Origin of the sequence: Jatrophihabitans sp. GAS493 (assembly GCF_900230215.1) — a bacterium.
GTDB lineage: Bacteria > Actinomycetota > Actinomycetes > Mycobacteriales > Jatrophihabitantaceae > MT45.
On sequence record NZ_LT907982.1, the window covers coordinates 4,706,986 to 4,733,355 of the forward strand.

The window sequence follows — 26,370 nt, forward strand, 5'->3', positions numbered from 1 at the left end:
GAACGGACCTGCGCATTAAATCGACGCATTTCGGGTCGTCAGGTAGCAATTCGGAAGCTCAATTCCCGAATTGCAAGTGTCACTCTTCGTATACCAATCTTGACACCATGGACCGCTTGCCGTCAATCGATCAACTAGACGATCTCGACAAGATCGACTACACACGGAACCACGGCGATTACCGAAGGTTACAAACCCGGCCGCGCGAAAACATGCGCTAAGCGAAAAGGTTTCCCACGGCGACGTCCAGCCGTATATTTGGCAGCGAAGTTCGCCTGGGCCAAGCGGCGTAAGGACCTGTATGACCGTAGTCGTCGATGGACACACCTTGAGTTTGGCTGACGTTCAACTCGTCGCCCGGCAACCGACGACAAGTCTGCAAGCGTCTGAGCAGTCAATGGCTGCGGCACAGCAGTCGCGCGAACTGAAGGAACGGCTTATGGCCGATCGCCTGCCTATCTACGGCATTACCACAGGCTTCGGCGACAGTGTCACTTCTCAGATCGCCCCGGAGAAGGCGGCCGATCTGCAACGGAATCTGATTCGGTACCACCTGAACGGCACGGGTTCGGCGGCACCGGAGGAGGTCGTCCGTGCGACGATGCTGATCCGCGCGAATTGCCTGGCCCGCGGTCACTCCGGCGTCCAGCCCTCGATCGTGGAGCGGCTCCTGGAACTTCTGCGACAGGGCGTCTTACCGGAGATTCCCGAGCGTGGCTCGGTCGGCGCCAGCGGCGATCTTGTGCCGCTCTGCTACCTCGCGTCGGTCGTGATCGGTGAAGGACCGGTGCGATATGGCGGTACCGTCCGGGACGCGGCCGACGTGTTGGACGAAATCGGGCTCAAGCCGATCGTTCTCGAGGCGAAGGACGGGCTCGGACTCATCAACGGGACATCGTTCAGCACCGCCTACGCAGTGCTGGCTGCTGGCGATGCTGCCCAGTTGGCGGCTATCACAGACATCTGCACGGCCCTTGCGTCCGAGGCCCTGCTTGGAAACCGCGGCCATTTCGACCCGTTCATCCATCAGCAGCGGCCACACCCCGGCCAACTGGTCAGCGCGGCGAACCTGCGCGGCTTGCTGGCCGACTCCGAACTTGCACTGCCTCACAGCCAGATCGTCGACATGAACGATCCGCTGATCGTCGGCGGGCATACTCACACAAATCGCAGCATTCAGGACCGCTACTCGATTCGTTGTGCCCCCCACGTAGCCGGCGTCCTTCGTGACACCCTTACCTGGGTCGAGACGTGGCTCGACACGGAGATCAACTCCTCCACCGACAATCCACTCTTCGATGTGGCCAGCGGCGCGGTACACAGTGGCGGGAATTTCTACGCCGGCCACGTCGCGCAAGCCATGGATTCCCTCAAGGTCGCGGTGTCAAGCGTGGCCGACCTGTTGGACCGGCAGCTTGAACTCATGGTCGACGAGAAGTTCAACAACGGTCTGACGCCGAACCTGATTCCGCGGCGCGAGGGCGATCACTGGGAGGCCGGCCTGAACCACGGTTTCAAAGGAATGCAGATCGCCGCCTCAGCTTTGGCTGCAGAGGCACTTAAGGGATCCGGCCCGGCCAGCACGTTCTCACGATCCACCGAAGCTCACAACCAGGACAAGGTCAGCATGTCGGCTATCGCCGCGCGTGATGCTCGTCTGATCGTCACCCTCACTCGCGAGGTCGCGGCTATCCACCTGCTCGCGGCCTGTCAGGCCCTCGACCTGCGTGGGGTCGAGCAGATGAGTTCGCGCACCCACCCGGTTTACCGGCAGATCCGGCGGTATGTACCGTTCGCCGACACCGATCGCCGTATGGATGGGGACATTCAGACCGTGGTGGCACTCATCAAGTCCGGCGCCCTCGTCGCGGCGGCCGGCCTCGACACAGCCGGCTCCTAGCGAACCCGGGCGGTTGCCCACGCCAGGTCCCGCCGGCGCCGGTTGGTGGCCGGAGTCAGTTGGTAGCCGGCGACGACGCGGGTATCGGGGTGGGGAAGCAACACGGCAGCGGGCCGTGCTGCACGCCGGAGCCCGCTGCGTCCGGGGGGAGTACGAGAATCCAGCCGGCGTCGATGTCGTTCACGTCGGTCAAGGCGCTGCCGTTGGGCTGCAGACGCCCCTTGTTTAGCGTAAATATCTCATTGAGACGATCACCGTCACCGAGGAATCGATCGGCGATCTCGAAGAGGAACTCCTGCTGCCCCTGGTATTCGTTTCGCACGACGTAGTAGGTGGACATCGGTCCGGGGCCCCGGGGTATTTCGGTCGATGCAGCCGATGTCGCATCGGAAGAAGCGGGCCGGGGTGGCGGCGACTGCACTCGAGCGCGGAGTGGTCTTCGCGCCGGCGACCGGCGGGTGGCCTGAACCGCGACCGAGGTTGACCAAAACGATGACTACCAAGACCGCGACCAGCACGCCCGCAACCGCCCAGAGAACTGCTCGGCTGCGCCAGCGTGAACCGGCGGACCTCGACGGCACTGTGGACTTCAACGACGGCACCGACGCCCTCGATGAAGACGCGAGAAGGGTGGCCTCAGCAGGGTCTGCGGCGAGTTCGGCGGCGCTGAGCGCAACCACGGTGTCTGGGTGCTCGATGACGTCGACCGGACAGGCGACAGAGCTCTGCACTGTGCTGAGAAGCAGAGGGATCCGGGCCGATCCCCCGATTAGCAGCACGGCGTCCAACTGATCGGCCCCGGCTGACCGGATCGCCTCACTGAGAACCTGCAGTGCCGATCGCAACAGCGGCCGGATCAACTCCTCGAACTCGCCTCGCGAGATCACATCGCCGTCGGGCGATCTCGATTGCTGCACATCGCTCAATTCGTGCTTCATCACTCGCACTTGCTGCGGGGACAGTCGGCTCAGCCGCTGCCCCAGCAATCCGTCAATCGCATCGCCGCCGACTCGATCCGAACCGACCGGGACGCCGATGATGTGCGGTACAGCCCCGGCGCCCCTCGACTCCAGCACCGCCGCTTCCACCGTGGCCCCTCCGACGTCGAAGACGGCGATCCTTCGGCCGGCCGCAACGCCTCGCGCGTCAAACCAGCGACGTGCGACTACCTGTGCATCACTGACCACCACGCAGCCGGAGGCGCCGGCAAGCACCAGAACATCGTCGAACTGCTCCCGTCGAAACGCGCCCCACGACACCGGGCAGGTCACGACCACCCGCTCAGGACGTCGTCCCGCGAACTGCTCCGCCTCGGTGAGCGCTGAGGCCAACACCGCCGCCAACAACGTCTCAGCGGAGTAGGGTGCCGAATCGATCAAAATCGGACTAGGGTCGCCAAGGCTCCCCCGAAAATTGTGGACGAGCCGGGTCGGGTCTGCGGCCCCGGCCCGCTCTGCGGCCGTGCCACAGATCAGGGTGCCGTCGTCAGCAACGAAGACGGCCAACGGTTCCGGCACCGCGACCATCTCAGCACCTACAACAGACTCCGCGCGGCTTACGGCAATCTTGTAGGACGTCGACCCGATATCCACGCCGGCCGCAACCACCATCAAGCTCCCCCGTTCCGTCCGTCCCACGCTCGTCCCCGCGCCGCGAGTGCAACCGTCCGTGCCATGCTCAACGAAAGTCTAGTTGCCAAGAAAACCCTCGACACCCTTTCGTCACGCCTACCTTGCGAGCCAATTCGAATTGCTCACCGATCTGCTCGTCGCCGCCGCCGAGATCAATTGGTTCGGCCCAGAACCACCCGATCTCGGTGACCTGCTGCGACGAATTCTGAGCGAAGCGGGCTCGGGCAAGGGCTTGCTCATGATGCCGGCCGGCGGTGCCGCCCGAAGCTCTGGTGGTGGCGCCAGAATAGATACTGCGACCGGCCAGCATGTGTGGCGGGTGCAGGACTCCACCTCGACGTACCGGCTCGAAGACTCGATCTCCCGGCCGCCCGGGACGGTGTTCGAGATGCCCGGAGGAGTCATCGTGGTCTCCGGAATCGGTCGACGCGATCGCGCCCGTCTCACCGACGTCGTTGATCAACTCACCCCGGTTTGGCGGCTCGCCCAACGATCCATCGAGATGCTGGCCGACCGCGAGCAGTATGAGGTGTGGGTCGCGGAGATCGGCCGGTTGAGGGTCGAGGCGGCGGCGGGGATGGATGTCCTGCGGCGACGTCTCGAACGCGACCTGCACGACGGAGCCCAGAACGAACTGGTCGCGCTCACCATTTGCACCTCGCTCCTGGCCGAGGAGATCCATGACAGGAGTTGGGACGACGCGCGGGCTCATGTCGCTCAGCTCGCCGATCGCTTGGAGGAGTCCGAACGCACCCTCGCCCGCGCCGTCTCCGACGTCAGCCCCGACGCGTTGCGCGAAGACGGTTTGCTCGCCGCCCTGCGCTCGGTCGTTCCGCAGACGCCGCGGTTGCACTTCGCCGATGGCGATGACCCGCCCCGGCGCTATCCCCCCGCGATCGAGGTGACTGCGCACTACATTGCGTTGGAGGCGATCACGAATGCGCTGAAGCATGCGCCGGGTGCGATGGTGCACGTCCGGGTCACCGATGCCTACGGCCGGGGTGAGCTCGGGACGGTAGCCACGCATCAGTGCGACCACTCCGGCCACGTAGCCAACCGCCAATGATTCAACTACTACGACAACTACGACGACGACTTCGCCGCCTTCGCCCGCTTCGCGGATCAGACGTCCCGACTCGGGATCTGTGCCGATGAAGGCAGCAAGCCACTGCCACTGACCGACCACCGAAGCCCCCAGCCAGACACGGGACGCGACCTATCGCCCGAACACGACCGGCACGACGGCATCGATTCTGTATCTGATTCCGGCCGCGGGCACTTCAAGGATGACGAAGGGGCGACGAATCGGGCAGGAGTGGTACCCGGTCCGAGCCAGCCGCTCCATGATGAGCAACTTGATCCCTCACCTCACAACACAACCACGCTGCCTGCAGTCGAAGACACACCGAAAGGCCGCGAAGACGCGCTGCTACTTCTAGCTCAGAACGACGTTGCCAGCGCGCACGATGACCCCGCACCTCGCGGGATGATCACCTTTCCGCTCACCGCCATCCGATCTCATCAATCCGTTTCGGTATATGCAGGTCGTTACCACTTCGCCGATATCGCAGCGTTGGCCGTCGGACAATCGGTACTCGTCTCAATCAGCCCGACCTACCGCCGCGCAATGTTCCACCAGCACGACGCGGCACGTCGTGGAGCCACACCGAACACGACCTCACCCCCCGAACGGTCAAGATCGGTCGCTCCGCGGCAGTGACACTCATCGAAGCGGGACGTGCGATCGACCGCAGCCACGAAAGCGCCGATCCCCCACTTCTCGGTCCACTCGACCTGGAGGACCAGCTCCTCAACCGAGCCCGCTCCGAACATGAGCCCACGCAGACCACCACACCCGGCGACACCGGGATCGGAACGGGCACGGCCTTCCCGATCCGGCCTGGCCTGATCGCATTCCGCGTCACAGTCACCGCAGCTCGGCGAGTGAATCCGAGGGACCCTACCGGCCAACATCTCGGACGGATATACATAGGAGGCGGCCACGCGCTCGAACACGCTGGTTTGGTCCCGGGACAGCCCGCTCTGATCGCGGCCGCCCTTGCAACCCACTCTCATTCCGCGGCCAATATGCCTTCGGCCCATATTCCCGATCAGAATGAAGAGGGGCTGGAAATATTCATCTACCAACACGACGGCGGAGGCTGGCGACACACCAGCACGAGCGTGACGAGCTCGGATACGCTCAAACATCTAAGGTCGCTGGCCAACAGGGCATTGCAGGACGGTCGCGCGGTCGACTACACCGATCCGGCCGGGCCCATTGACCTCGGCGTGTCGACGAATGCAAACGTCGGCGAAGAGGACCTGCTCACGCGGGTGAGGAGGGAGGTGCGCAACGGCGACATCGCCCATGCCCCGACCGGCAAGATCACGTTCCCGGCAACCACGACCAGCCGTGACCTGCTCCAGAACTTAACCTACGCCGACTCAAACGGTCACAGCTGCTCACCGGAAAAGAAGCTCAGAGTCCTGATATGGACCGTATCCTGGGCCGGCTTCTGGCGATCCAACGCAATGAGGCACTCCCCCTCACTCAGCGGAATCCGCTTATTCAGGCGCAGGCTGGGAAATGGGTCAGCGAGGCCGAAGAGTTGCTCGGAGGACCCATTCCGACTCGCGGCCTGCCGGCCCAGTCTGCGGGACCGATGTAGTACCTGACTTCTGAACGAGCCTCTTCGATGTCTGCGCACGGCTGTAGACGCCCGTCCCGTTGCTGGGATCTGTAAGGAAGTTGTGCAAGCGTCATGACGCCAGGAATTACGAGACAAAAATGGTCGAGCTGAGGGGATTCGAATCATCCCTGACCCCCACACTGCCAGGACGACCTTGGCCACTTTCGTAGGTCAACGAAATCGGACGTCAAGTGCCTCTAGGCCCTAGAATCACTGGGTTGCAGGTGTTGACTGACGATGGATTTTGATGGCTGAAACCCGCTAGAGTTGGACGTCTCGCGGACTTTCTGCGGACTGTTTGCGGACTGCCTGAGGTCACATTCGACCGAGTGCTGTACGCCGGACTATCAGCACGTCAAATGCCACCGAGACCGGCGCTAGATGATTCGTGCCGACCGGAAGGCAGCATGCCGCGTTACCAGATCTGGATCAGCCAACTCCGCACACTCGACGTCGTAGTCGAGGCGGACAGCTTGGCTGATGCCGAAGCCCGCGCTCGGGCACGACTTCGTGATTCGTCCGACGCTCAGCCCTGGCTCGAGTCGGCAACAGTGATCCGCTCGGTACTTGACCAAGCGGTACCGAACGCCGCGCCCCGCCCCGATTTCGCCACGTTCCCGCCTGCCCAACAATTACTCAATACCACCGAGGCCGGCAAGTACCTCAGCATCAGCCGCACCAAGGTCTACGAGCTCATCAACTCTGGTGCCTTGGAATCGGTGACGATCGGGAGATCACGCCGAGTCAGTGTTGCGCAGCTTCAGCGGTTCCTTGAGTCCCAGAGCTGAGCAGTGACCACCTGTGTCGGTTCACTCCGCGGGCTTGCTTCCGCGAAGATACGCAGCGATCTTCGACGCCAGTTCGTCGACCTCATCGGAGTTGTCAATTGTCTCCGGCGAAAGAGCTCGAGAGACGAGCACAGCCTACCCGTCCTTGCGTCGGTGTTCCCTCACGACGTGCGAGCAGACGAGCTCTCCTGAGGCGTCGACGACCGCTGCAACGTAGGTCGCCGGATCGTCGTACGGGGTTACGTTCGCAATCGCCATTTGGCCGAGCTGGCTTGCATCAATCGCAGTGCCGTCAGGCCACAGTTCAACGGTCACTCGTATCACCGGACAAGCGTCTCATCACCCTCAAGTTGAATCGTGTCCGCCAAAGACCGCTGCACGACCGGGCCCGAGGCTCTCTGGCGCCGCAGAACCTCCGCGATCAGAGCAAAAACTTCAAAAGTTACACTCCGGGTGTAACATTTCAAGCGTGAAATCGAATAATGCGCTCCGCGAGGTGGCTGAACTTGCGGCTGCCCAGTGGGGCCTGTTCACATCCGCCCAGGCTACTGCGCGCGGAGTCGACCGGGTGACCCTCGCCCGGCTGGCAGACGGGGGGCAGATCGTTCGCCTCGGGCACGGGGTGTACCGCGCAGCTGGCGCCCCGAGCGATCGGTTCGAAGGGCTGCGGGCCGCCTGGCTGAGCACCCAACCGAAACTGCTCGCCGAGCAGCGCCTGGGCGCAACGACGAATGTGAGCACACCCGCCTCCGGAGCGTCCGCCGCCGAGCTGCACGGAATCGGCGATCTGCGAGTAGACCGCATGGAATTCACCACCCCAGTCCGGAGGCAGTCGCAGCGCGGCGAGCTGCGCTACCGTATCCGGCATCTCGAGCCGGATGACGTAACCATCAAAGAGGGGCTTCCGGTCACCAGACTGGAACGGACCATCGCCGATCTGGTTGAGGAACGCTACGACCTGTCCAACATCGCCGACGTCGTTCGGGATGCGGTCACGCGGAGCAAGCTCGATGAGGAACATCTCGTTGAACTGCTCGCACCTCTCGCTGCTCGTAACGGCTTCCGCGGCCGCGACGGAGCCGCACTGTGGGCACATCTCACCAAGCTCGCGGGGATCAATATAGAGACTCCAGCTACCGACGTGGCTAATAAAATAAGGGCGATTCTCGACCAGTCGGCAACGGCCGCCGCGCCGTAGGAGTTGACTCGCAAAACACTGGAGGACATCGTCGACTCGCTAGCCCAGAAACCGGCGATGAAGGAGGCAGCGCGCTATGGATGAACCGCAGCCCTACGCCACTGCTGCGGCGATCGACGCCGCGATCAAGCAAGCTGCGTAGAACACTTACACCGCCGACCCGCCGGTGAGCGTGACCGATCGGATCAGGCAGGTGTACTTCGACCGGTTTCTTTGTCGGGTGTTCTCCGAAGGCACGTCGTCCGAGTGGCTGTTGAAAGGTGGAACCGGAATGCTGGCGCGGGTGCCAAACACACGTGCCACAAAGGACGTGGACCTTTACCGCGCCGACCTGACCCTCGACGCCGCGCTAGCGGAGCTACGTCGTCTCGCGGAACTCGACCTCGGTGACCACTTCCGGTTCGAGTACGCCGGGCACACCAACTCGGTCGCCGGAGAGGGCCAGCCATATGCCGAGGGCTACCGAGTCAACTTCGACATCTATCTCGGGGTGACGGGCAAAGGCCGACTGAACGTCGACCTCGTCGTGAGTGCCGGCGTCAGCGGCGAAGTCCAAGTCGTCGAGCCTGCAAACCGACTCCCGTTGCGCAACGTCGTCTCCTGCGACTACCGGCTCTACCCAATCGTGGACCAGATAGCGGACAAGGTCTGCGCCACCATGACCGAGTACGTCACGGGCGCCTCCAGCCGCGAGCGCGACCTCGTCGATCTCGTGGTCCTCGCGCTCACCCAGCACATCGAGGCCAGCTCCCTCGCCGAAGCGATCCAGACGGAGTCACAGCGCCGACGCCTTCAACCCTTCACAGCACTCGCGGTCCCGAGCCGATGGGGTGCCGTATACGCCCGGCTCATCCGGTCGACTTCGTTCGGCCGGGACTACGGCACCGTCGATTCGGCGGCCGAGTTGATGCGTCAATTTCTCGACCCCATCCTCGACGGCACCGTGACTTCGGGGACGTGGTCGCATCCGTCCTTAAGGTGGCTGTGACGCCCGTGCTCGCACAAACACCCCATAACTGCGTACTCACAGTGGTGGGTCGCCTTTGAGCGGCTGCGGTCGTCGCAGAAGCGCTCCCGCTTGTTGGGGACGAGTTCGAAGGGCGGCTCCGGGGGCGCCTGATCGATCGCGACGCTCGAACGGTCATGAGCGACTTTGGAATTGCGGAGCGTAGCTGACATTCTCTTCTAGTGCCGCTACCCTTCGTGCCTCCGCCGACGCAGCTGCTGACTGGCAGCGAAACGATCCCGGGCGCTGACTGTTCAGTAGCCGCGTTTTGGTCGTGGGCGATGTCGGACCTCAGATCGAATACCACGCGGCCTTTGCTCGCGGAGTTCCTCGTCGCCCGAGCGCTAGGCGCGGACCACCGCCCTCGTATCGAATGGGATTCCTGCGACGTCATAACCTCCAAGGGCCTTCGGGTTGAGGTCAAATCCGGCGGCTATCTGCAGTCCTGGCAACAACACAGCTTGTCCCGCATCATCTTCGGCGGCCTCCGCGCGGGCATACTCGACGCCAGCACGAACACGACGACGGCGCCGGATTACAACGCAGATGTCTACGTGTTTGCTCTATTCGGCGCGCTAACACATGACGACTACGACGCTCTCGACACCACCGCATGGCAGTTTTGGGTCGCACCACGGGAAATTATCGCCGCCACCCAGCAGCGACAACTCGCGTTGTCTCGCGTGCGTCAGCTCGCCCGAGGCCCTATTGAATACACCGATCTGGCCCAAGCCATCGATGAAGCGGCCGCGCCGTAGAGCGTCGGTGCAATCCCATCGGCGCAGCGGTTGCGGTCAGGCGATGGCTGCGGCGAACGCTGCGAAGAGGTCACCGGGAAGCGGGGTGCGCAGCTTCCACGTAATTGCCATCGGCTTCTCGCCTTCATGGCTCACGTAGGTTGCTGGCCCGAGGAACCAGAGGGCCCGATCGTCAGCTCGCTCCCGGGCGAAAAGCAGGACCGATCGGCCCATCGCCACGTGGTTCTGGTAGCGACGGCCAGTCGGGCTGTCGGCTCGGGTACCCGACTGGCTCTCCCAGTGGATCAATTCCGGCGAGATCGCGTAGTCGCGGTAGCGGGTGGTCGGCGAGAAGTCGCCGCTGGTCTTGTCCAGGGTGAACGCCAGCAGATCGGATCGGGAAGCCTTCGAGTCATAAACCCCTTCGCGCCACTGTGGGGCCCTGGCGGCCGTGCCTTCTCCGACAGCGGCCAGAATCTCGATGCGCGTGTAGCGTGCATGGACCTGCAGGGGTATGCCCGGCATCGCATCACTGTGCAGATGATCGATGCGGCCACGCAAAACATCGAGCAGGTCCGATAGTTCAGCCAGGATCTGCGGATGCGACCAAACCAGGTCAATACCGTCCTGTAGTGAAGCGTCGCGACTCAGCACCGTGTCGGAGAGGTTCGCGATGACCATTCGCGCCAGGCGCCGTTCAACTTCGCTCATGGTCACCGCGTCGGGAACCGCGTTCCGCCTGAGTAGCGCCGCCAGCGTGGCGATCCGTTGATCGTCGTCGAGGTGCTGCATACGGCCGACGCCACGACGAAGCGCAACCTCGTTAGCGCCCGCGGGCGCCACGGCTACACCGGCGGCTTCCTGAAGATCGGACCATCCACGATTGCTCGCATAGATGTCGGACAGTTCTAGTCCGGTCTCAGTGAGGTATTCGACGAGAGTCACGCGCGTTCGTGACGCCGTGAGAGTTCGCAACTCGGCAACCTTAGCCGGCCAACGCGAAGGAATCGCCCGCTGGATGCTGCGTAGCACGATGTCTTGAGTGACGCGGTCCAATTCCATATGGCAGCCGGCCGGCAGGAAGGGAAAGCCGACCTCCACCGCTTGTTCGAGCTCTCGCCTGCTTCCGCCGAGTAGTCCTCGGTAGCGCAGGTCGAATCTGAAGTCGGTGCGGTGCAAGCCCACAAAGTCGAGGACGGTGCAGACCGTCTTGTTCGGCGCTGTGCGCAATCCACGGCCAAGTTGTTGGAGGAACAGGGTCGCGCTCTCGGTGGGGCGAAGCATCAAGACGACGTCCACCGCCGGAACATCGATACCTTCGTTGAACAGGTCAACGGAGAAGATGACCTGCACCCGCCCGTCGGCCAGATCCAGGAGCGCTTTGCGCCGCTCATCGCGCGGAGTGTCCCCCGATACAGCGACCGCCGAAACCCCGAGCGCCCGGAAGTGCCGTGCCATGAACTGGGCGTGGGCGACGCTGACGCAGAAACCGAGGCAGCGCATCGTGAAGATGTCGTCGACGTGTTCATCCAATTGCCGGAATACGAGCCGGGCCCACGCGTCGTCTGCTGTGTACACGTCGGTCAGGGTTGCGGTGTCATAGCCGTGACCTCGGCGCCAGGGAACACTTGTCAGGTCGGTCCCGTCGTGGATCCCGTAGTACGCGAACGGTGTCAGTCGGTGCTGCTCGATCGCGTCCCACAGTCGAAGTTCCGCCGCGATCCGATCATCGAACCAGTGCAGGATCGGCAGTCCGTCCGCTCGTTCGGGTGTCGCGGTGAGGCCAAGGAGTTCTCGCGGGGTCAATCTGTCGAGCAGAGCATGATATGACGGCGCGGCAGCATGATGGAACTCGTCGATGATCACCACGTCGAAGTGATCCGGATCCAGATGCTCGAGGTTCGCGACGCTCAGGCTCTGCACCGATGCAAAGACGTGCTCGAATGCTGCTGGGCGAGCGCCGCCGACCCACTTCTCACCGAAGGCGTAGTCGCGCATCGCGTGCCTGAAGGTCGCTCGGCTCTGGTCAAGGATCTCTTCGCGATGAGCAACGAACAGGAGCCGAGCCCTCGGCAGTGCCGATCGCAGCCGGGTGTAGTCGACGGCGGCCATCACCGTTTTGCCGGTCCCGGTTGCGGAGACGAGCAGATTCCGATGGTGGCCCCGGGCTCGAGACACCGCAATGAGTTCGAGTAACCGCTCCTGGAACGGCTCGAGTCGTATTTCGACCGGGCTCATCATCTGCCCGGACGAGTCGGCTGCGCGCCCCGACCGGGCTAGTGCGTCCCGGAAGTCGTCGGCGTTATACGGGACAAAGTCACCTCCTTGCCAGTAGCTCTCGAACACGGCCTCAATCTTGTCGACCACGTCCGGGTTGCGAGCACCCGAGACCCGGACGTTCCACTCCATCCCCGCGACCTGGGCTGAGTGAGTCAGATTCGACGAGCCCACATACGCGGTGCTGAACGCCGAGCGGCGATGAAAGACCCAGGCCTTCGCATGTAGTCGCGTCGTCGTGAGGTCGTAGGAGACCCTGACCTCAGCGCCGAGATCGGCGAGGAGTTCCAGTGCTTTCGCCTCGGTGGACCCGGTGTAGGTGGTCGTCAGAACGCGCAGTCGCTTGCCACGAGCGCAATGGTCGCGCAGCGCGTTCGCCAATGGAAGCAGCCCGCTGCGACGGACGAATGCCATCACCACATCGATAGCGTCCGCCGACTCGATCTCCCGCAGGACTTGCTGCCCAACCCGGGGCTCGCCCGGCGCGTTGGTCAACAGGGTTGTGTCCAGCAGTGGGATGAGGGGCCCCAGCGGCATGCGGACCGACCCGTCGGGTCGCCAATCGCCAATGCCGAAAAGCGTCTCCCCCGATGCAAGGGGCATCACGTCGTCCGCATTGCTCTGCGGGATACGAGTACCGACCTCGCCTAACAACCGCCGGAGCACATCAACACCGACCGCAACACGGTCGACGTCGGGCACCGAGTCAAGCGCTCGACGCAGCAAACGGGCCAGGTGCTGCGCGATCCGATCAGAGGCATCAGCTGAGCGAAGCACCCCGCGCTTCACCAGTAGCGGGTCCAGGTCACCCAAGCGCTCGTCTAGGGCCGCGTCGAGGATCGTCTCGTACAGACCTGGGCTGAGTTCGTCGGTCACCAACTGAGTCTGCCCCACGGCAGGCTCAGATTCGGGATATTCGAGCTCCGGAGGAGACCAGCGTCCGCAACGCATCCCGCGTCTCGGCATCCGTCGAGTAGAGCACCGTGCCGACCATCCCCCGGGTCATCAGCACCTTGTACACGTTGCGGACCAACTCGTCGAAGTGCTGATCACTTACGTTCTTCTGGCTTCGGAAGTCCGGGTCACGATTCGCGGATCGATTGCTAACGAACGCGCCGTTGCGCCAAACGAGATCCGGCCCGATGATCACGCCATTCCAGTCGTACTCGAATCCCTGAGCGGTGTAGACGCAGCCGACCTGACCGACCCCACCCGGATCGAACGCCCAGAGCGCAGCCGGCGGAGCGTCGCCAACCCGCCGCTCACCCTTCACATTCCAAGGCCGCGCCCAGCTCCCGATCGCTACATCCGCGACCAGCGTCTCGTCAGGACGAGGATCACTCCACGGCCAGCAGTATCCCGCCGCCATCCGCGAGGTGTATCCGTCCGACTCCTTCACCAGCAGCATCTGTTCGAGTTCCTCCGGCGAATCCGCCACCGCCAGCTGAAAGTGCGCGTCACCGCCCCAAGGCTCAGGCGCATCATCGACCAGCCCCAGGAGCTGTTCCACCCACTTCACGTAGGCCGCACTGCCGCCGCAGCGGTACTGCTCGTCCAGCGCAATCTCATGGACGCGCAGCCCATTCGCCTCCGCGTACGTCTTGATCGTCTCTACCGAGCCAGACTCGCCCGGGCGGACGACCTGATTCTGGTCGAGTAGGAAAACCGGAACCCGTGCAGCTGACACAAGCTCGTCGAGCTGGGGTCGGCCCGTCCTCAAATTCGCTCGCGTGTAGCGATTGGCCGAGGTCTCTCGAATTCGGTGGGCCTCGTCGAGGATAAGGACGTCAAGGCCGTTCCGGTCAGCGTCCATGAACTGGTTGAAGTACATGAACATCTTCTGTACTCGCGGCGCTCGTTTGCCGGCGACCTTGCGCAGCGTCTGCGTGAATGACCGAGACCCGGTGGCATGCAGCACTTGACGACCCTGCCGCGACAGTTCCCCGAGTAAAGATAGAGCGATTACGCTCTTACCGCTGCCGGGACCACCGGAGACGAGGACGATGGACTTCTGGTCAGCGCGATGGGCTTGCTGAACTTCGTGCATGACCAGGTCGACGGCGAGCTGTTGATTTCCCTGCAGAGTGAACTGTTCACGGTTCTGCACCTCCTCGGCCGCAAGGGCCAGGAGTTGCCTGGAGGGTCCGATCGCGGATCGCAGTAGTTCATCCGCGTACGGCGCTCCGGGCACCTCACCGTCCAATCGGACGCGCAGAAAGTCATGAAAGCGTCCACGATCGCCGCCGGTGAAGAGCTGGCCATGAGCGTCGAAATCATAGTCGAACAGGTCAGCTACTGACTCGCGGTTGACCGCGTTGTGCAGGTAGGCGACTCCGGCAATCGCATCATTGTTGCCCTGGAGCGTTCGGGCGAAGTCCGTGATGTGGGTGCAGTAGTTGCGGACCTGCCGCACCGGGTGGGATTTCGGTCCGCCGGGCATACCTGGCACGGTCACAAGGTTGCGGTCGTCCTCCCAGTGGTGGGCGTGGGTCCACTGCTTGAGTTCGACGATCACATATGACGGTCGGCCGGTAGTCGGGTGTGCGCCGGCCAGGACAACGTCCGCGCGCAGCGAACTCAGCGGCAGCTGGTACTCGAGGAGGACCTCGACCGAACCAAGGCCAGCGTCCACCAGGTCGCGAGCGATCACCGGGATGCTGCGCTCCCACGACCGCACCTCGCTCGGAGCAGGGCGGCGCAGCGAGCTGTAGATCAGCTGTTCGGCCAACTGCTCCACCACGGAATTCGGGTTCGCCACAGACGCGAGAGCGGATGCGGAATAGCGAAGCGTCAACGAACTTGTCCCCAGGCAGCACGAATTGAATCGTGCGGGTGGAGGCATATGTCGCCGCCGTCGGCAATACCGGGCGGCGACGCCCGTCGGGCCGCAAGTAGATGCTAGCCGGGCGCAGCTCGACTGCACGTGGCATCCTGGCGGCGTGTCCAATATCGAGGATGTACGGCGGGCCTTCACCGAGTTCACTCGGGAACGAGGATGGGGTCAGTTCCACGATCCGAAGTCGCTGATTCTGGCACTCGTCGGCGAGGTCGGTGAGCTCGCGGAGCTTTTCCAGTGGGTGCCGGCAACGGAGGCGGTAGACCTGGCGTCGGTCAACCCACTTCGCACGCGGGCCGAGGAGGAAATGGCCGACGTATTCATCTACCTGTCGGCGTTAGCTGACGCGCTGGGCGTCGATCTGCTCGACGCCGCTGTACGCAAGTTGGAGGCCGCGCAGGAACGGTTTCCGATCGCCGACGTGTTCGGACGCGCGCCGGATAAGGCAGCGCCGGACTAGACGCTAAGTGCCGGTAACCACTCGCAAGTCGCGTTATGGGAGCGGAGTAGACCAACATCCGGCTGATCGCGGGGATCGACAGGAACTCGAATTGACCGGCTATCCAGCTCCCAGTACTCGGAAGATGCACCGATCGCGGGATCGACTCGAACCCTGCCACCGGGAAGCACCGTCAACCGATTGAGGTCGAAAAGCGTGTGAATATCCGCTCGAAGCAACAAGCCGTTCGCCACGAGGTTGGTGTGTGGCCCTCGATACGCGGAGATGTGCGCCGCCTCCAGAACTTCCTCCGTGTTGGTCCCGGTGATCGCGCAGCGCCGACCGTAGGCAGTTAGAAGCGCCGCGCGAAACTTGTCCTGGCCTTGGCGCGTACGTAAGGCGCCTATGGATGCAACCCGGTGATCCACCGCCATCTCGGCAAGATCGAGCGAAATATCCGATGGGTAGCTGCGATCCCAGGACTCGGGCCCCGGCGGCTCACCGAAAAGCTGTCGAATAGAGTGAAGGCAGTCCTCGGCGACTGGAGGGAACTGGCTCGCTGGCACGCCGCCGATTTGGCCCAACGTATCGAGCTCGGTCCACCGACTGATCACCGGGCCTGCCGACCACCGGTCAGACAGAATCTGGATCGGCATTACGTAGCGGTACTTGCTCTTGTCTGGCCACGGGACGTGGGTATCTAGCTGAACCCGTTCGGCGTCAGCCAGCGCTCGACAATATGCGAGCAAGCCGACCTTGGCCCGCCAGATGAACAAATCATCTCCAGCGCGCACGCCAGCGCCCCGAGGCGCGCCGGTGCCAAACATGCCTTCACGGAGGCATATGTCCCAATTGCTAGACATATCTTCGCTTAGTGAACCAACCCACCCAGCCACGACGACGCATACGTCCCTACGGGATCGCTACGGGTGGAGGCCTAGCAAAAGGGCCTGTCGGGCCGCGCTCAATTTGACGAACGCGGTTGATTCTCCCGGGGAGCTAGGTTCGACGCAAGGGCGTGGCCGCTCGCGTCAGATTGGAGTTGGGTCTGGTGCACCGATTGGCCGCGGGAGATCGCCTAATTCGCTCCAAGTCCGACGATCCCCGGTCCGCCGGGCTGATGTTGCTTCGCCTCAGTTCTTTCGGACAGCACAAAGCAAAATCGAGCGGGGATCGCCGCACAGGTGCGCGGTGCCCGCAGAGCGCTGCTGGCCAGGACAACTGACGACCGCGACCGTCGATCAAGGCAAATCGCTTTGGCGCTGGCCGATCTGCTCGCCGTTGCTGACCGCCGATGACGCCTCAGGCAGAACAATCTCCGATCCTCGATACTTGCGCCGGGCCGGACAGGACCAAGATGAGTTCCGTTCTGCTTTCAACCAGATGGCCTTCAGCCGAACCGAACTAGGTCGCATCGTTGGAGACACTTGTGGCATGGGAGGCGAAGATCCGAAGATCGTGGCGATGGCAGGCGACTGGCACGGCAACCTCGGCTGGGTACTCCGAATGATTCCGATCGTCTTCGATGCCGGCGTGAAGGTGATCGTGCAGCTCGGCGACTTCGGGTACTGGCGCGACGACAACGACACCCGTAAATACCTGCTCCGCCTCGCGCAGCAACTCACCAAACGCGACATGCAGCTGTACTGGCTCGACGGCAACCACGAGGACCACACCCGCCTACAAGCACTGCCACGGGATGCCGACGGCACGAGGCCGATCAGCCCGGGGATCACTCATCTGCCTCGTGGACACCGCTGGACGTGGCACGACGAGGCGGGGACGCCTCACACCTGGCTCGCGCTCGGCGGAGCGGTCAGCGTCGACCGCAACGCCCGCAAGCCAGGTCGCAGTTGGTGGCCCGAAGAGGAGATCACCGACGCCGACGTTCGCGTGGCCACAGAACGCGGACCCGTCGATGTGATGGTTACGCACGATGCACCGGCCGGCGTAGAGGTCCCCGGGCTGGAAGACAACGCGTGGCCATCTGACGCGTTGGTCGACGCTGACGGGCATCGACAGCGCTTGCGCGACGTCGTTGACGTGCTGCGCCCGAAGCAGCTGTGGCACGGCCATTACCACGTCCGATACGAGGCGGAACTCGATCTCGCAGAGGACCCTGCCGTGCCTACGGCTCCCGCGATCTGCCAGGTCCATGGACTCGATTGTGACGACAGCCACTGGGCTCGGAATATCGTGCTGGCCGATGTCGCAGGCCGACCAGTCGATTGGCCGAACGCTGAATAGCCCCATTGAGACTTGTGTCGGACCAACTACGAGTGCTCGCGATCTTGCGCTGTAGAAGTCCCTGGCGGCTGGCACTCACGCCACCGTCACACCAATGAGGCTTCTATGTATGTCAAGCGGCCTGGGTGGCCTCTAACGCGCGGAACAGTTCGCGGGCGATGTAGCGCTTGAGCGTGCGGCGGATTTCGCGGTCGGGTTTGCCGGCGGCGCGGCGGCGGGCGACGTAGTCGACGGTACGGGGGTCGTGGCGCCAGCGGGTCTTGGCGATGTCGTGCAGGGCTCGGTTGAGTTGGCGGTCTCCCCCGCGGTTGAGGCGATGCCGTACGGTCCGTCCGCTACTGGCCGGGACCGGGCTTGCCCCGGCCAGGGCGGCGAATGCGGCGTCGTTACGGCACCGCCCGTGATGGGACCATGTGACGATGGCCTGGCCGGCGCTGACGGGTCCGACCCCGGGCCGGTCGAGTAGGCCGGGGGCGAATGACTCGACGATCGTGGCCAGCTGCTCCTTGTTGCCGACCAGCTCCGTCATGGTCGCATCGATGGCCAGAGCCAGGCGACGCGTCTCCGCCCGGCGTACTGCCTGTTCTACGGTGTCAGCGCTGCGCCCGCGCCGGCGTGCGATGGATTGCAGCCGGGCTTGGGTGAGTTTGCCCCGGGCCAGGCCACGGTCGGTGTCATCGCCGCTGAGCAACAGTGCCCGCAGGCGGTTGGTCTGTCGGGTCTTGCTTGTGGTCATCTCCCGCCGCGCGCTGAGCAGGATGCGTAACGCCTCCCGGTCGCCGTCAGCGCGGGGAGTCGGCAGCCGGTCTGCGTTCATCCGGAGTACCTGTAACGCGGCCAGGTGCGCGTCGATCGGGTCGGATTTGCCTCGGCGTCGCTCCTGGCGTCGCGGCCGCTCGACCTCTACCACGGTCAGGCCCGCCTGCGTCGCGGCCCGGGCCAGACCGATCCCGTAGCTGCGGGTGCCCTCCAGTCCGAGAACGACCCGAGGCCCCGGTGCCAACTCGGCTATCCAGGCGATGGCCGTCGCGTAGCCGTCCTCGTCGTTGTCGATGACAGTCGTCGACAGGGTCGTGCCGTTGGGGGCGAGCATCTCCAGGGCGTGGGTGTCTCGGTGGGTGTCGCCGCCGATGACGGCATCGACAATCTCTGCGAGCATGGTCATGTGGCCTCGAGCTCCTTCTAGTGGCGGGGTCATAGGTCGACACCGGCCTGGGTGGAGTCACCGAACGGCGCATCTGTAAGGGGTCACGCGCATCGCGCGGACAAGCTTCTGATCAAGCCAGGCGGTGGGCCAGGCCGGTGCCGGCACCTTGGGCGACACCTCATTGGCAGGGCACGCCAAGGCGGCCAGATATGGGGAGAGTCAATCCGAGGCACCAGCACCGATACTGGCAGCGATCCACCCGGACCGCAGGTAGCAACACTTACAGATCCGGGGGTCGCGAGTACGTCACGGTCCGCTCGCGACCGTCACGCAACCGAGGAGCGGCTCGATATCAATCGTTCTAGCACGATCCACGGCGGGGTCTGTCAGGAATTTTGTGTAAGCGTCACGGCATGACCTCCACGGCTTCGGGTCGGGGTCTGTCAGGAATTTTGCGTAAGCGTCACGGCGTGACCTCCACGGCTTCGGGCCGTGGGGGGGTGTACTCGACACCGCGACGAGCCATGATCGGATCCACCAACGGCGTCACGTTGAAGTGCTGGCCGGCATCACACATCGCGCAGCCGGCCGACGTGAGATTCCGACCGTGCGCCAAATGTCGATGAGCCAGATACCCATACAGCGCGAGATCAAAGACGGCATCGAGCGCCGTCCAGCGAATACTGTCCCCGACGCACACGAACCCGTCGTGCCTGGCCAGCCCGTCGTCAGCCTGCAGAACAGCAACACCGAACTGCCTCGGCCACGACGGCGATCCCGGCAGAAGGACTCCTCGAAGCCGCTCCCGCTCAGCGACCACCGCCGCCTCAGCCCAATCATCGCGTCGTGACACATCCGAGACTCTAACGCTGTTCGAACTGATGTACGAACTGCATCGGACATTCCGAGCGGCACTGTCGCGGGCGGGCCTGACCCGCACCACCGGATTTACCTACCGACCGCCGCAAACTGCGCCTCGCCTGACCTGGCTCGCGGCTGAGGCCGACGGGGACTACGACCAGGTGAACAGCACGCGAGGGGACGCGCCGCAGATCGAGCCGGTCCTGGGTCCGCGCGATGCCACGAAATGGCGTCCAAAGTCTCGCCGTGACGTTCTATCCGGGGGTCAAACGGGGGTCAAGGCCACTTGGCCGGCATTGCCTCGATGGATGTAGGCCAGCAAATACGGAGCCTCTGTGGAGCCGCCTCGGAGAATCGAACTCCGGACAACCTCATTACGAGCGATGCCCACACGTCGCTGCAGTAACCGGTGATGGGACCCCTCGCCCAAGTCAAATAGGTGATGGCGTCCACCCGCAAGGGAGTCCCTGTAAGCCTGGCGCAAAGACACCAAAACCCGGCATTTCATCGACGACTGAATTGAACACCTTCGATGTCGAAGCGTCGCCGTAAACCCTGGACACAAGCCCCATCAGTGGCGGCCCATGTCACCGCGACCCGGGTCATGGCAGTTGATCCTGGGGTCAAACGAGGGTCAAGCGTATTCGCAGAATACCTGCGAGGCAAGTACAAGCCCCAAAATTCGGGGATTTTTGGGTGGAGCTGAGGGGATTCGAACCCCTGACCCCCACACTGCCAGTGTGGTGCGCTACCAGCTGCGCCACAGCCCCAGATAAATCTGGCCCGGATTTCTCCGGCATACCCCGCAGGGCACGAGGACTGATGTTACACAGGGTTGAAGCTGAGACGAAACCGGCCCACCACACCAGTGAACCTAAGTCCGAAATGTCCGGAAACCAGCCACCAAAGCCACCCACCTGAGAAGACACCGCGACGCGCCGACCCCCCGGATTACGGGGTTTTGAGGGTCATCACCCATACTGGACGGGAGTTACCCTCAAACAATCGAAGGAGATATGCGTGAACCGCAAGGAATTGGTGGCCGCAGTCGCCGACCAGACGTCACTCGAGCAGAAGACCGTTGACGCGGTCCTGCGTGGACTCCAGTCCACTCTCGAGGATGCAGCAGCCAAGGGCGAGAAGGTCAGCGTCCCCGGCTTCTTCGCTCTTGCCGTCGGCCGCCGCGAAGCCCGCGAGGGCCGCAACCCTGCCACGGGTGCCACGATCACGATCGCTGCCGCTAACACGGTCAAGCTCACCGCCGGCTCCGCTTTGAAGGAAGCCGCCAACAAGTAAGTCCCCTCAGCGCTTCAAGCACCACCAGCGCAGCAAAGGCTGGCAGGCGATCTTCGCCTGCCAGCCTTTCGCGTTCTACCTGTGTTTTGCTACCTAAACCGCGCGCCCGTCAGCCGGGCGCGCGGCGATGGCTGAAGCCGACCCAAGGAGCAGACCCAAGCCGGCCCTACGAACCGACCGAAGCCGAGGCGGCCGCCGGAGTCGGCGCCGGTGACGGCACCGGAGTGAGCGCCGGGGCGTTCGTCTTCCCCTTCGACGCCGCGTCGATGGCCGCCTCGACGGTCGCCTTCGACGGGTTCGAGACGAGCTTGCCGTTGACCTTGATCGTCGGCGTGCCGTTCACCCCGTTCTTGTTCGCCTCGTCCGTCAGCGCCTGCACCAGCGCCTTGTGCAGCTCGCTCGTCACACACGTCGTGAACGCCGACGTATAGCTGCCGGTGACCCCGGCCTGCGTCCCGAAGGCGATCAGTTCTGAATCCGTCCGACCGTTCGTCCCCTCGGCCGGCTGATTGTTGTTCCCGTTCTTGTCCTTGCCATACAGGACGCTATGCATGCTCAGGAACATCTGCGGCGTGATATCCGACGCGCAGATGGCCGCATTGGCCGCCCGGGACGAGTACCGGTTGCCGTTGGACGAATCGTCCAGGAACGACATCACGTGGTACCGGGCCAGCACCTTGCCCGAGTTGATGTCGGTCCGGATCATGTCCCCGGCCGACTGTTCGAACTGGTTGCAGATCGGGCACTGGAAGTCCTCGTAGATGTCCATCACCACCGGCGCCTTCGGAGCTCCGACGGTCACACCGGCGGCGACGGTGGCATTCGGCGCGGTCAGATCCCCCGAGACCTTGGCCCGGCCCGCCTGCACCGAGATGCCGATCGCCAGGATCAGCACCATCACGACGGCCACGCCGGCGCTCAGCCAGGTGTTGCGGATCCGCGCCTCGCGCTTGGCATGCTCGACCTGCACCTCGTACTTGTGCCGCCCCTCCTCAGTGCGCATCCGCTTGGCCGACGGGCGCAGCACCTGGTCGTGACGGGTGTAGTACAGATCCAACGACCAGCGGGTCAGCGGATAGATGATCAAGAAGACGGCCCCGGCCAGCAGCAGCACATCACGCAGCGAGTCGAGCAGGTAGCTCGTCGAGTCGCTCTCCCCACCACCACCGAAGCAGCCACAGTCGAGCTTGATGCCGCGCGCCGCGGCCTGCAGCAGCCCGATCAGGAAGATCACGTAAAGGGCCGCCGAGATACTGGCCATCACCCGCGTCAGCAGGCCGACGATCAGCAGCACGCCGACCATCAGCTCAATGATCGGCAGCCCGTAGGCGATCGCCTTCGACAGCCAGTCAGGGGTGGCGTCATAGGCGCGCACCGCGCGCAGGAACGTACGGGGATCGTGCAGCTTCTCGATGCTGGCCCAGATCCACACCCCGCCGAGGACGAGACGAATTGCGGTGCCGAGCCAGGCTCGGGTCGAAGTCCAGTTCACGGACGGTAGTTCCCCTCATGAAATTCACATACAGACGACAGCAGAAAGACGCCTCCGCAATAGCTACGAAGAGTCACGCAGACCATAGAGCACAACCGGTAGCCCGCGCAGCACCAGCGGCCACACCCATCACACCTTCAGATCATGGGCGATCTGATCCGACAGGTTCGTACTCTGCTCGAACGACACGTGTGAGTAGTCGTCAGCCCCGTATAGCAGCACCTTGGCCGAATGCTGCTGTCCCCCATCCTCGGCCAGCATCACGTGGGCCGCCGCCTGTGCGGTGTCGACCTGGGTCTGCGTTCCGGAGAGTCCGACGAACTGGTTCGGCAGCCCGGCATCGAAGTGCCGCAACCAGCTGGCGATAACCGCTGGAGTGTCGTGCTTGACGTCGGTGGTCACGAAGACGACCTCCGTCTTGTCCCGCAGCGACGAGGGAACGGCCCGCAGCGCGTTGCCGATGTCGGCCATCGTGGTCGGGCAGACGTCCGGGCACTCGGTGTAGCCGAAGTACAGCAGCGTGGGGTGCCCGGCCGTTTCGGTACTGAAGGAGTACGGCGCGCCGCTGGTGTCGGTGAGGGTGAAGCTCGGACGCGGCAGCGGCGGATCGGCCGGGAATCCCTGGTACTTGCCGACGGTGTTCGCCTGGTCGTTCAGATCCGATTTGGTCGACCCGGACGCGTTCGACGAACAGCCGGCCAGCACCACGGCAACCAGCAGCAATAGCACCGCCCCAAGACGTCGGGAGGGGAACCGGTTGGACCTAGCTTGCAAGGAACTCATCTGCCTGACGTCTAGTCGGAGGGACTCTAGTTGGAGGGAACAGCGGGAACGGGCGCCCCGATGGCGATCACCGGCGCAGCCAGCGTGAGCGACGGTGAATTCTGGAAACGCAGGATCAGGTTCACCGTCTGCCCCGGAAGCAGCGGACCGAGCAGCGGCTGCATCATGACGTGACCATGCCCGACCGAGAGTGAGACGCTCTGGTGGGCCGGCACCGGCACCCCCTCGGCCGCGACGCTCATCGACGAGTCGGTGTGCAGCGAGGTCGACTCGGCCGCGCCGCTCACCACTTCGACCAGCCGGTCATCGGTGCCGGTGGTGTTGCGCATCGTGAAGTAGGCCGCCGCCACGTCCGGCGAGGCCGGTTCCTGAACGTAGGCGCCGGTCACCTCCATAGGGCCGCCGATCCCGGCCGACGCTCCGGCCGGGAGCGCACCCGACGGTGAGGCGGCCGCGCTGCCCGTGCCGCCCATATCCATCGCCATCGACGAACCACTGCTGTGCGCCGTGGAGGAGGCCGACTGGGACGTCAGCGGAACCGCGCCGCGGACCAGCCCGGCGAAGCCGAGCGCGGCGACCGCGACGGCACCGACGATGGTGATGGAGACGCGCATCAGGCGGCGGACTTCCCCGAACCGGAGTTACGCCCGATTACGGCAATGCCCAGCGCCACGATCGCGAAGACCAGCGCCACAATTCCGAGGATCACCACTCCAGTCTGGCTGGACGAATCGGATTTCGCCGCCACTGGGGCCGCACTCACAGTTGGGGTGGCACTCGCGTGCTGGTCGGAGCCGGACTCCGACGCCGCGCCGAGCATCAGCACCGGGGCCGGATGATCCAGCTCAGCCGTGCTTCCGGCCGCGGCGACATCGGTCCAGTTCACCGTCGAACCGTCGCTGTAGGTCTGGATCGCCTTGAAGGTGATCTGCGGGACGTCCGGCAGCTGCCCGGCGATGAGGACGAACTCCTGGAACTGGTCCTTTCCGAATCCCTGCCCGGCGGCCGCCTTCCAGTCGATCTCGGAGACCGCTTCGGTGATGTCACCATCGTCGGTCTTGATCGGCGTGGCCAGCTTCGACGTCTTGAGGGTGAAGCTCCACCCCGGGATGGGCTGGATCAGCACCGAGGCGATCGGCGTCTCAGTCGGTAACTGCACCTTCAGTCCGACCGTGCCGGCCGTGGCGCTCTCATTGGGCACCCGGAAGGTGATGAGCTGGTCGCCACCCCCCTGCACAGCGCCGGGCGCGCTCACGGTGACGTGGGCCGACGCCGGGGCGGCCAGCGCGATCAGGGCCGCGGCCAGCGCCACCCCGGCGAAGGTACTACGTCGAATCTTGCGGTTCATCATGTTTTCCTCTCAGGCTCAATGCAGCTGCACGGACGTATCGGCGGTCACCGAGTCGAACTCGGAGTACCGGACGGTGATGGTGAACTTCCAGGAGCCGGCGGCCGGAAGCAGCGCCGAGCCGATGAAATCGAGGCCGTCGCTGGACTTCAGGCCGAGGTCGACCGGGCCCAACTCCTTCGCCGCGAGGTAGGCATTTCCGGTCACCGACAGCGGTACCGCGGTTCCGGCGATGCGCAGGTTGACCTCAACAGTCCCGGCCCGCGACGGGGTCACCGTCAGTTCGGCGCTTCGCTCGGTGCTGCCGCCCGCTTCGCTCAGCGAGATGCTGACCGTGGTCGGGGCAGCGTAGGAGGCGAGCTCGGCGTTGCGTCCGGGCGGCTGGACGACCAGCACGGCGGTGACCGCCAGCACGACGACGCCGATCGCGGCCTCCCCCAACACACTACGGCGCAGCTGGCTAATCGGCTTAACTTCGGAGTCGTCATGGCGCCCGAGCGAGCGCTGCACAGCCTGCCGGGAGAAGTATGCGACCCCCAGCATCAACCCGAAGAGGACGACCTTCGCGATCACCAGCTGTCCGTAGCGCGTGCCAGTCAAAGCGCTCCAGCTTCCGATGCCCAGCCACGCCTGATAGGTGCCACTGACGGCCAGGACCGCGACGCAGCCGTAGGCGACGAGCGAGAAGCGGGGCAGCACGGCATCCAGCTCCTCCCCGACCGCCCGCGGCAGCAGTCCGACCAGCAGCATCGCTAATCCACCTAGCCAGACCGCCATCGCGGTCAGGTGGGTCATCTGGCTGGTCAGCGCCAACCAGCGCGGATCCTGCGCGTCCGCGTGTCCGGTGAAGGCGAAGGTAACCACGATGCCGACCAGCAACGCCGCCACCTCCCCGCGCAGCCGTCCGGGATCGGTGTCCTGGAACAGCGTGCGGAGCACGAAGGCGAGCGCGGCCAGCACCAGCAGCCGCACCGAATCGGCGGTTCCGATGGTCCCGTGCAGGGTCGCGTTCAGCAGATTCAGCTGCGTGACGCCGCCCAGCCCCACTCCGGCCGCGTACGCGCCCTGCAGCAGGAGCTGGGCCACGGTGGCGATGGTGGTGGCCCACCAGCCACCCAGTACCAGCCGGTACACCCGGTTGTCACCGCGCCCCTGCGGCCAGATAGTGACGAGGAGCCAGAGCCCGCCGAGCACCGCCAGCCCACCAAAGCCGATCCAGCGAACCACGTTGTAGACCTGATTGGTCACCGGGTTGACGGTCGGCGTGGCGCTGCCGATCTCAGCCAGCGCGCCGTCGCCGACCACGAAGCGGATGGAGCCGGAGATCGGATGCGAGTCGGCGCTGACCACGCGGTAACTGGCCAGGTAGGTCCCGTCCCCGAGCCCGGACTTCAGGGCGACGCTCACCTTCGTCCCGTCGCCGCCCGGGTGGCCGGCCTCCCCCGCGTCGACCCGCTGGCCGGTCTCGTTGGCGACGTGCAGATACCCGTCGGAGTTCAGGCCGACGGACTCGTCGAAGGTGAAGCTGACCTGCGCCGGAGCCGCGGCCAGGCGGGCGCCGTCGGCCGGATCGCTGGCGACGACGACGGCGTGGGCCGACGCCGGGGCGGCCTGGACTAGTACGGCGGCCAGCAACGCCGTCAGCAGCGCGAGGAGGAGCGCGGCCGGCCGGCGGGAGGGTCGCTTCACGT

22 protein-coding genes and 1 tRNA gene are annotated in these 26,370 nt (G+C 64.3%); 10 read left to right on the forward strand and 13 right to left on the reverse strand.

The window, feature by feature from the left end:
• Nucleotides 1–301 precede the first annotated feature (301 nt).
• Nucleotides 302–1,900 carry a histidine ammonia-lyase gene (hutH, locus tag CPH63_RS21140; RefSeq protein ID WP_096304708.1) on the forward strand — a complete coding sequence of 533 codons (1,599 nt, stop codon included), beginning with the start codon at nt 302–304 and terminating at the stop codon, nt 1,898–1,900.
• 55 nt (nt 1,901–1,955) lie between these two features.
• On the opposite strand, the gene CPH63_RS22505 is transcribed toward hutH, so the two are convergent.
• Nucleotides 1,956–2,222: a hypothetical protein gene (locus tag CPH63_RS22505; RefSeq protein WP_172892264.1), complete on the reverse strand. Its 267-nt coding sequence runs from the start codon at nt 2,220–2,222 to the stop codon at nt 1,956–1,958.
• The gene (locus CPH63_RS21145; RefSeq protein WP_172892265.1) at nt 2,158–3,426 is read right to left on the reverse strand and encodes an Hsp70 family protein; all 1,269 of its coding nucleotides are present in this window, start codon (nt 3,424–3,426) and stop codon (nt 2,158–2,160) included. The genes CPH63_RS22505 and CPH63_RS21145 overlap by 65 nt, the downstream gene beginning before the upstream one ends.
• A 223-nt stretch (nt 3,427–3,649) precedes the next feature.
• On the opposite strand from CPH63_RS21145, the gene CPH63_RS21150 reads away from it, so the two are divergent.
• The 6 genes from CPH63_RS21150 (at nt 3,650) to CPH63_RS21180 (ending at nt 9,974) form a co-directional block, all read left to right on the forward strand.
• Nucleotides 3,650–4,597 carry a sensor histidine kinase gene (locus tag CPH63_RS21150; RefSeq protein ID WP_096304710.1) on the forward strand — a complete coding sequence of 316 codons (948 nt, stop codon included), beginning with the start codon at nt 3,650–3,652 and terminating at the stop codon, nt 4,595–4,597.
• Nucleotides 4,598–5,247: 650 nt separating this feature from the next.
• A complete protein-coding gene (locus CPH63_RS21160) occupies nt 5,248–6,210 on the forward strand; it encodes a hypothetical protein (RefSeq protein ID WP_157749716.1) in 963 nt (320 codons plus the stop codon).
• A gap of 421 nt (nt 6,211–6,631) precedes the next feature.
• Entirely contained in the window at nt 6,632–7,012 is a 381-nt protein-coding gene (locus tag CPH63_RS21165; RefSeq protein ID WP_096304713.1) for a helix-turn-helix domain-containing protein, read from the forward strand.
• 469 nt (nt 7,013–7,481) lie between these two features.
• Nucleotides 7,482–8,210, forward strand: coding sequence for a type IV toxin-antitoxin system AbiEi family antitoxin domain-containing protein (locus CPH63_RS21170; protein ID WP_157749717.1), 729 nt, complete (start codon nt 7,482–7,484; stop codon nt 8,208–8,210).
• Nucleotides 8,211–8,376: 166 nt separating this feature from the next.
• Nucleotides 8,377–9,198, forward strand: a complete 822-nt coding sequence (locus tag CPH63_RS21175; RefSeq protein WP_096304715.1) for a nucleotidyl transferase AbiEii/AbiGii toxin family protein — start codon at nt 8,377–8,379, stop codon at nt 9,196–9,198.
• A 200-nt stretch (nt 9,199–9,398) separates the two neighbouring features.
• A complete protein-coding gene (locus CPH63_RS21180) occupies nt 9,399–9,974 on the forward strand; it encodes a hypothetical protein (RefSeq protein ID WP_157749718.1) in 576 nt (191 codons plus the stop codon).
• 36 nt (nt 9,975–10,010) lie between these two features.
• Here CPH63_RS21180 and CPH63_RS21185 read toward each other — a convergent pair whose 3' ends face one another.
• Nucleotides 10,011–13,106 carry a DUF3427 domain-containing protein gene (locus CPH63_RS21185; RefSeq protein WP_197704482.1) on the reverse strand — a complete coding sequence of 1,032 codons (3,096 nt, stop codon included), beginning with the start codon at nt 13,104–13,106 and terminating at the stop codon, nt 10,011–10,013.
• A gap of 25 nt (nt 13,107–13,131) precedes the next feature.
• On the reverse strand, nt 13,132–15,072 hold the full coding sequence (locus CPH63_RS21190; protein WP_096304718.1) for a DUF2075 domain-containing protein: 1,941 nt from the start codon (nt 15,070–15,072) through the stop codon (nt 13,132–13,134).
• Nucleotides 15,073–15,169: 97 nt separating this feature from the next.
• On the opposite strand from CPH63_RS21190, the gene CPH63_RS21195 reads away from it, so the two are divergent.
• Nucleotides 15,170–15,526, forward strand: a complete 357-nt coding sequence (locus tag CPH63_RS21195; protein WP_096304719.1) for a nucleotide pyrophosphohydrolase — start codon at nt 15,170–15,172, stop codon at nt 15,524–15,526.
• Here CPH63_RS21195 and CPH63_RS21200 read toward each other — a convergent pair.
• A complete protein-coding gene (locus CPH63_RS21200) occupies nt 15,523–16,299 on the reverse strand; it encodes an HNH endonuclease (protein WP_197704484.1) in 777 nt (258 codons plus the stop codon). The two genes, CPH63_RS21195 and CPH63_RS21200, sit on opposite strands and share 4 nt — an antisense overlap.
• Nucleotides 16,300–16,939: 640 nt before the next feature.
• Between CPH63_RS21200 and CPH63_RS22510 the strand changes: the two genes are divergently transcribed.
• Nucleotides 16,940–17,752, forward strand: a complete 813-nt coding sequence (locus CPH63_RS22510; RefSeq protein ID WP_157749719.1) for a metallophosphoesterase — start codon at nt 16,940–16,942, stop codon at nt 17,750–17,752.
• A gap of 112 nt (nt 17,753–17,864) precedes the next feature.
• Here the strand turns inward: CPH63_RS22510 and CPH63_RS21210 are convergent, their stop codons facing one another.
• The 3 genes from CPH63_RS21210 to CPH63_RS21220 all read right to left on the reverse strand — a co-directional run bounded on the left by CPH63_RS21210 (nt 17,865) and on the right by CPH63_RS21220 (nt 20,530).
• Nucleotides 17,865–18,917: an IS110 family transposase gene (locus CPH63_RS21210; protein ID WP_096304721.1), complete on the reverse strand. Its 1,053-nt coding sequence runs from the start codon at nt 18,915–18,917 to the stop codon at nt 17,865–17,867.
• Between the two features lie 445 nt (nt 18,918–19,362).
• Complete coding sequence (locus tag CPH63_RS21215; protein WP_096304722.1) at nt 19,363–19,752, reverse strand: hypothetical protein; 390 nt, start codon at nt 19,750–19,752, stop codon at nt 19,363–19,365.
• A 705-nt stretch (nt 19,753–20,457) separates the two neighbouring features.
• Nucleotides 20,458–20,530 (reverse strand) — tRNA-Ala (locus CPH63_RS21220).
• A 250-nt stretch (nt 20,531–20,780) separates the two neighbouring features.
• Here CPH63_RS21220 and CPH63_RS21225 point away from each other — a divergent pair.
• Entirely contained in the window at nt 20,781–21,056 is a 276-nt protein-coding gene (locus CPH63_RS21225) for an HU family DNA-binding protein (RefSeq protein ID WP_172827994.1), read from the forward strand.
• 166 nt (nt 21,057–21,222) lie between these two features.
• On the opposite strand, the gene CPH63_RS21230 is transcribed toward CPH63_RS21225, so the two are convergent.
• The 5 genes from CPH63_RS21230 to CPH63_RS21250 all read right to left on the reverse strand — a co-directional run bounded on the left by CPH63_RS21230 (nt 21,223) and on the right by CPH63_RS21250 (nt 26,368).
• Nucleotides 21,223–22,548: a thioredoxin domain-containing protein gene (locus CPH63_RS21230; protein ID WP_096304723.1), complete on the reverse strand. Its 1,326-nt coding sequence runs from the start codon at nt 22,546–22,548 to the stop codon at nt 21,223–21,225.
• Nucleotides 22,549–22,677: 129 nt separating this feature from the next.
• Entirely contained in the window at nt 22,678–23,277 is a 600-nt protein-coding gene (locus tag CPH63_RS21235; protein WP_371365050.1) for an SCO family protein, read from the reverse strand.
• 80 nt (nt 23,278–23,357) lie between these two features.
• A complete protein-coding gene (locus CPH63_RS21240) occupies nt 23,358–23,945 on the reverse strand; it encodes a copper chaperone PCu(A)C (RefSeq protein WP_096304725.1) in 588 nt (195 codons plus the stop codon).
• Nucleotides 23,945–24,682: a YcnI family protein gene (locus CPH63_RS21245; protein WP_197704486.1), complete on the reverse strand. Its 738-nt coding sequence runs from the start codon at nt 24,680–24,682 to the stop codon at nt 23,945–23,947. The genes CPH63_RS21240 and CPH63_RS21245 overlap by 1 nt, the downstream gene beginning before the upstream one ends.
• 15 nt (nt 24,683–24,697) lie before the next feature.
• A complete protein-coding gene (locus tag CPH63_RS21250; protein ID WP_206745604.1) occupies nt 24,698–26,368 on the reverse strand; it encodes a copper resistance CopC/CopD family protein in 1,671 nt (556 codons plus the stop codon).
• Nucleotides 26,369–26,370 lie beyond the last annotated feature (2 nt).

Excerpts from the sequence above, each read along its gene's own strand:
- CPH63_RS22510 (WP_157749719.1), top strand. The coding sequence starts at position 16,940 with ATGGGAGGCGAAGATCCGAAGATCGTGGCGATGGCAGGCGACTGGCAC.
- hutH (WP_096304708.1), top strand. The coding sequence starts at position 302 with ATGACCGTAGTCGTCGATGGACACACCTTGAGTTTGGCTGACGTTCAA.
- CPH63_RS21240 (WP_096304725.1), bottom strand. The coding sequence starts at position 23,945 with ATGCGCGTCTCCATCACCATCGTCGGTGCCGTCGCGGTCGCCGCGCTC.
- CPH63_RS21190 (WP_096304718.1), bottom strand. The coding sequence starts at position 15,072 with ATGCCTCCACCCGCACGATTCAATTCGTGCTGCCTGGGGACAAGTTCG.
- CPH63_RS21245 (WP_197704486.1), bottom strand. The coding sequence starts at position 24,682 with ATGATGAACCGCAAGATTCGACGTAGTACCTTCGCCGGGGTGGCGCTG.
- CPH63_RS21165 (WP_096304713.1), top strand. The coding sequence starts at position 6,632 with ATGCCGCGTTACCAGATCTGGATCAGCCAACTCCGCACACTCGACGTC.
- CPH63_RS21210 (WP_096304721.1), bottom strand. The coding sequence starts at position 18,917 with ATGACCATGCTCGCAGAGATTGTCGATGCCGTCATCGGCGGCGACACC.
- CPH63_RS21145 (WP_172892265.1), bottom strand. The coding sequence starts at position 3,426 with ATGGTCGCGGTGCCGGAACCGTTGGCCGTCTTCGTTGCTGACGACGGC.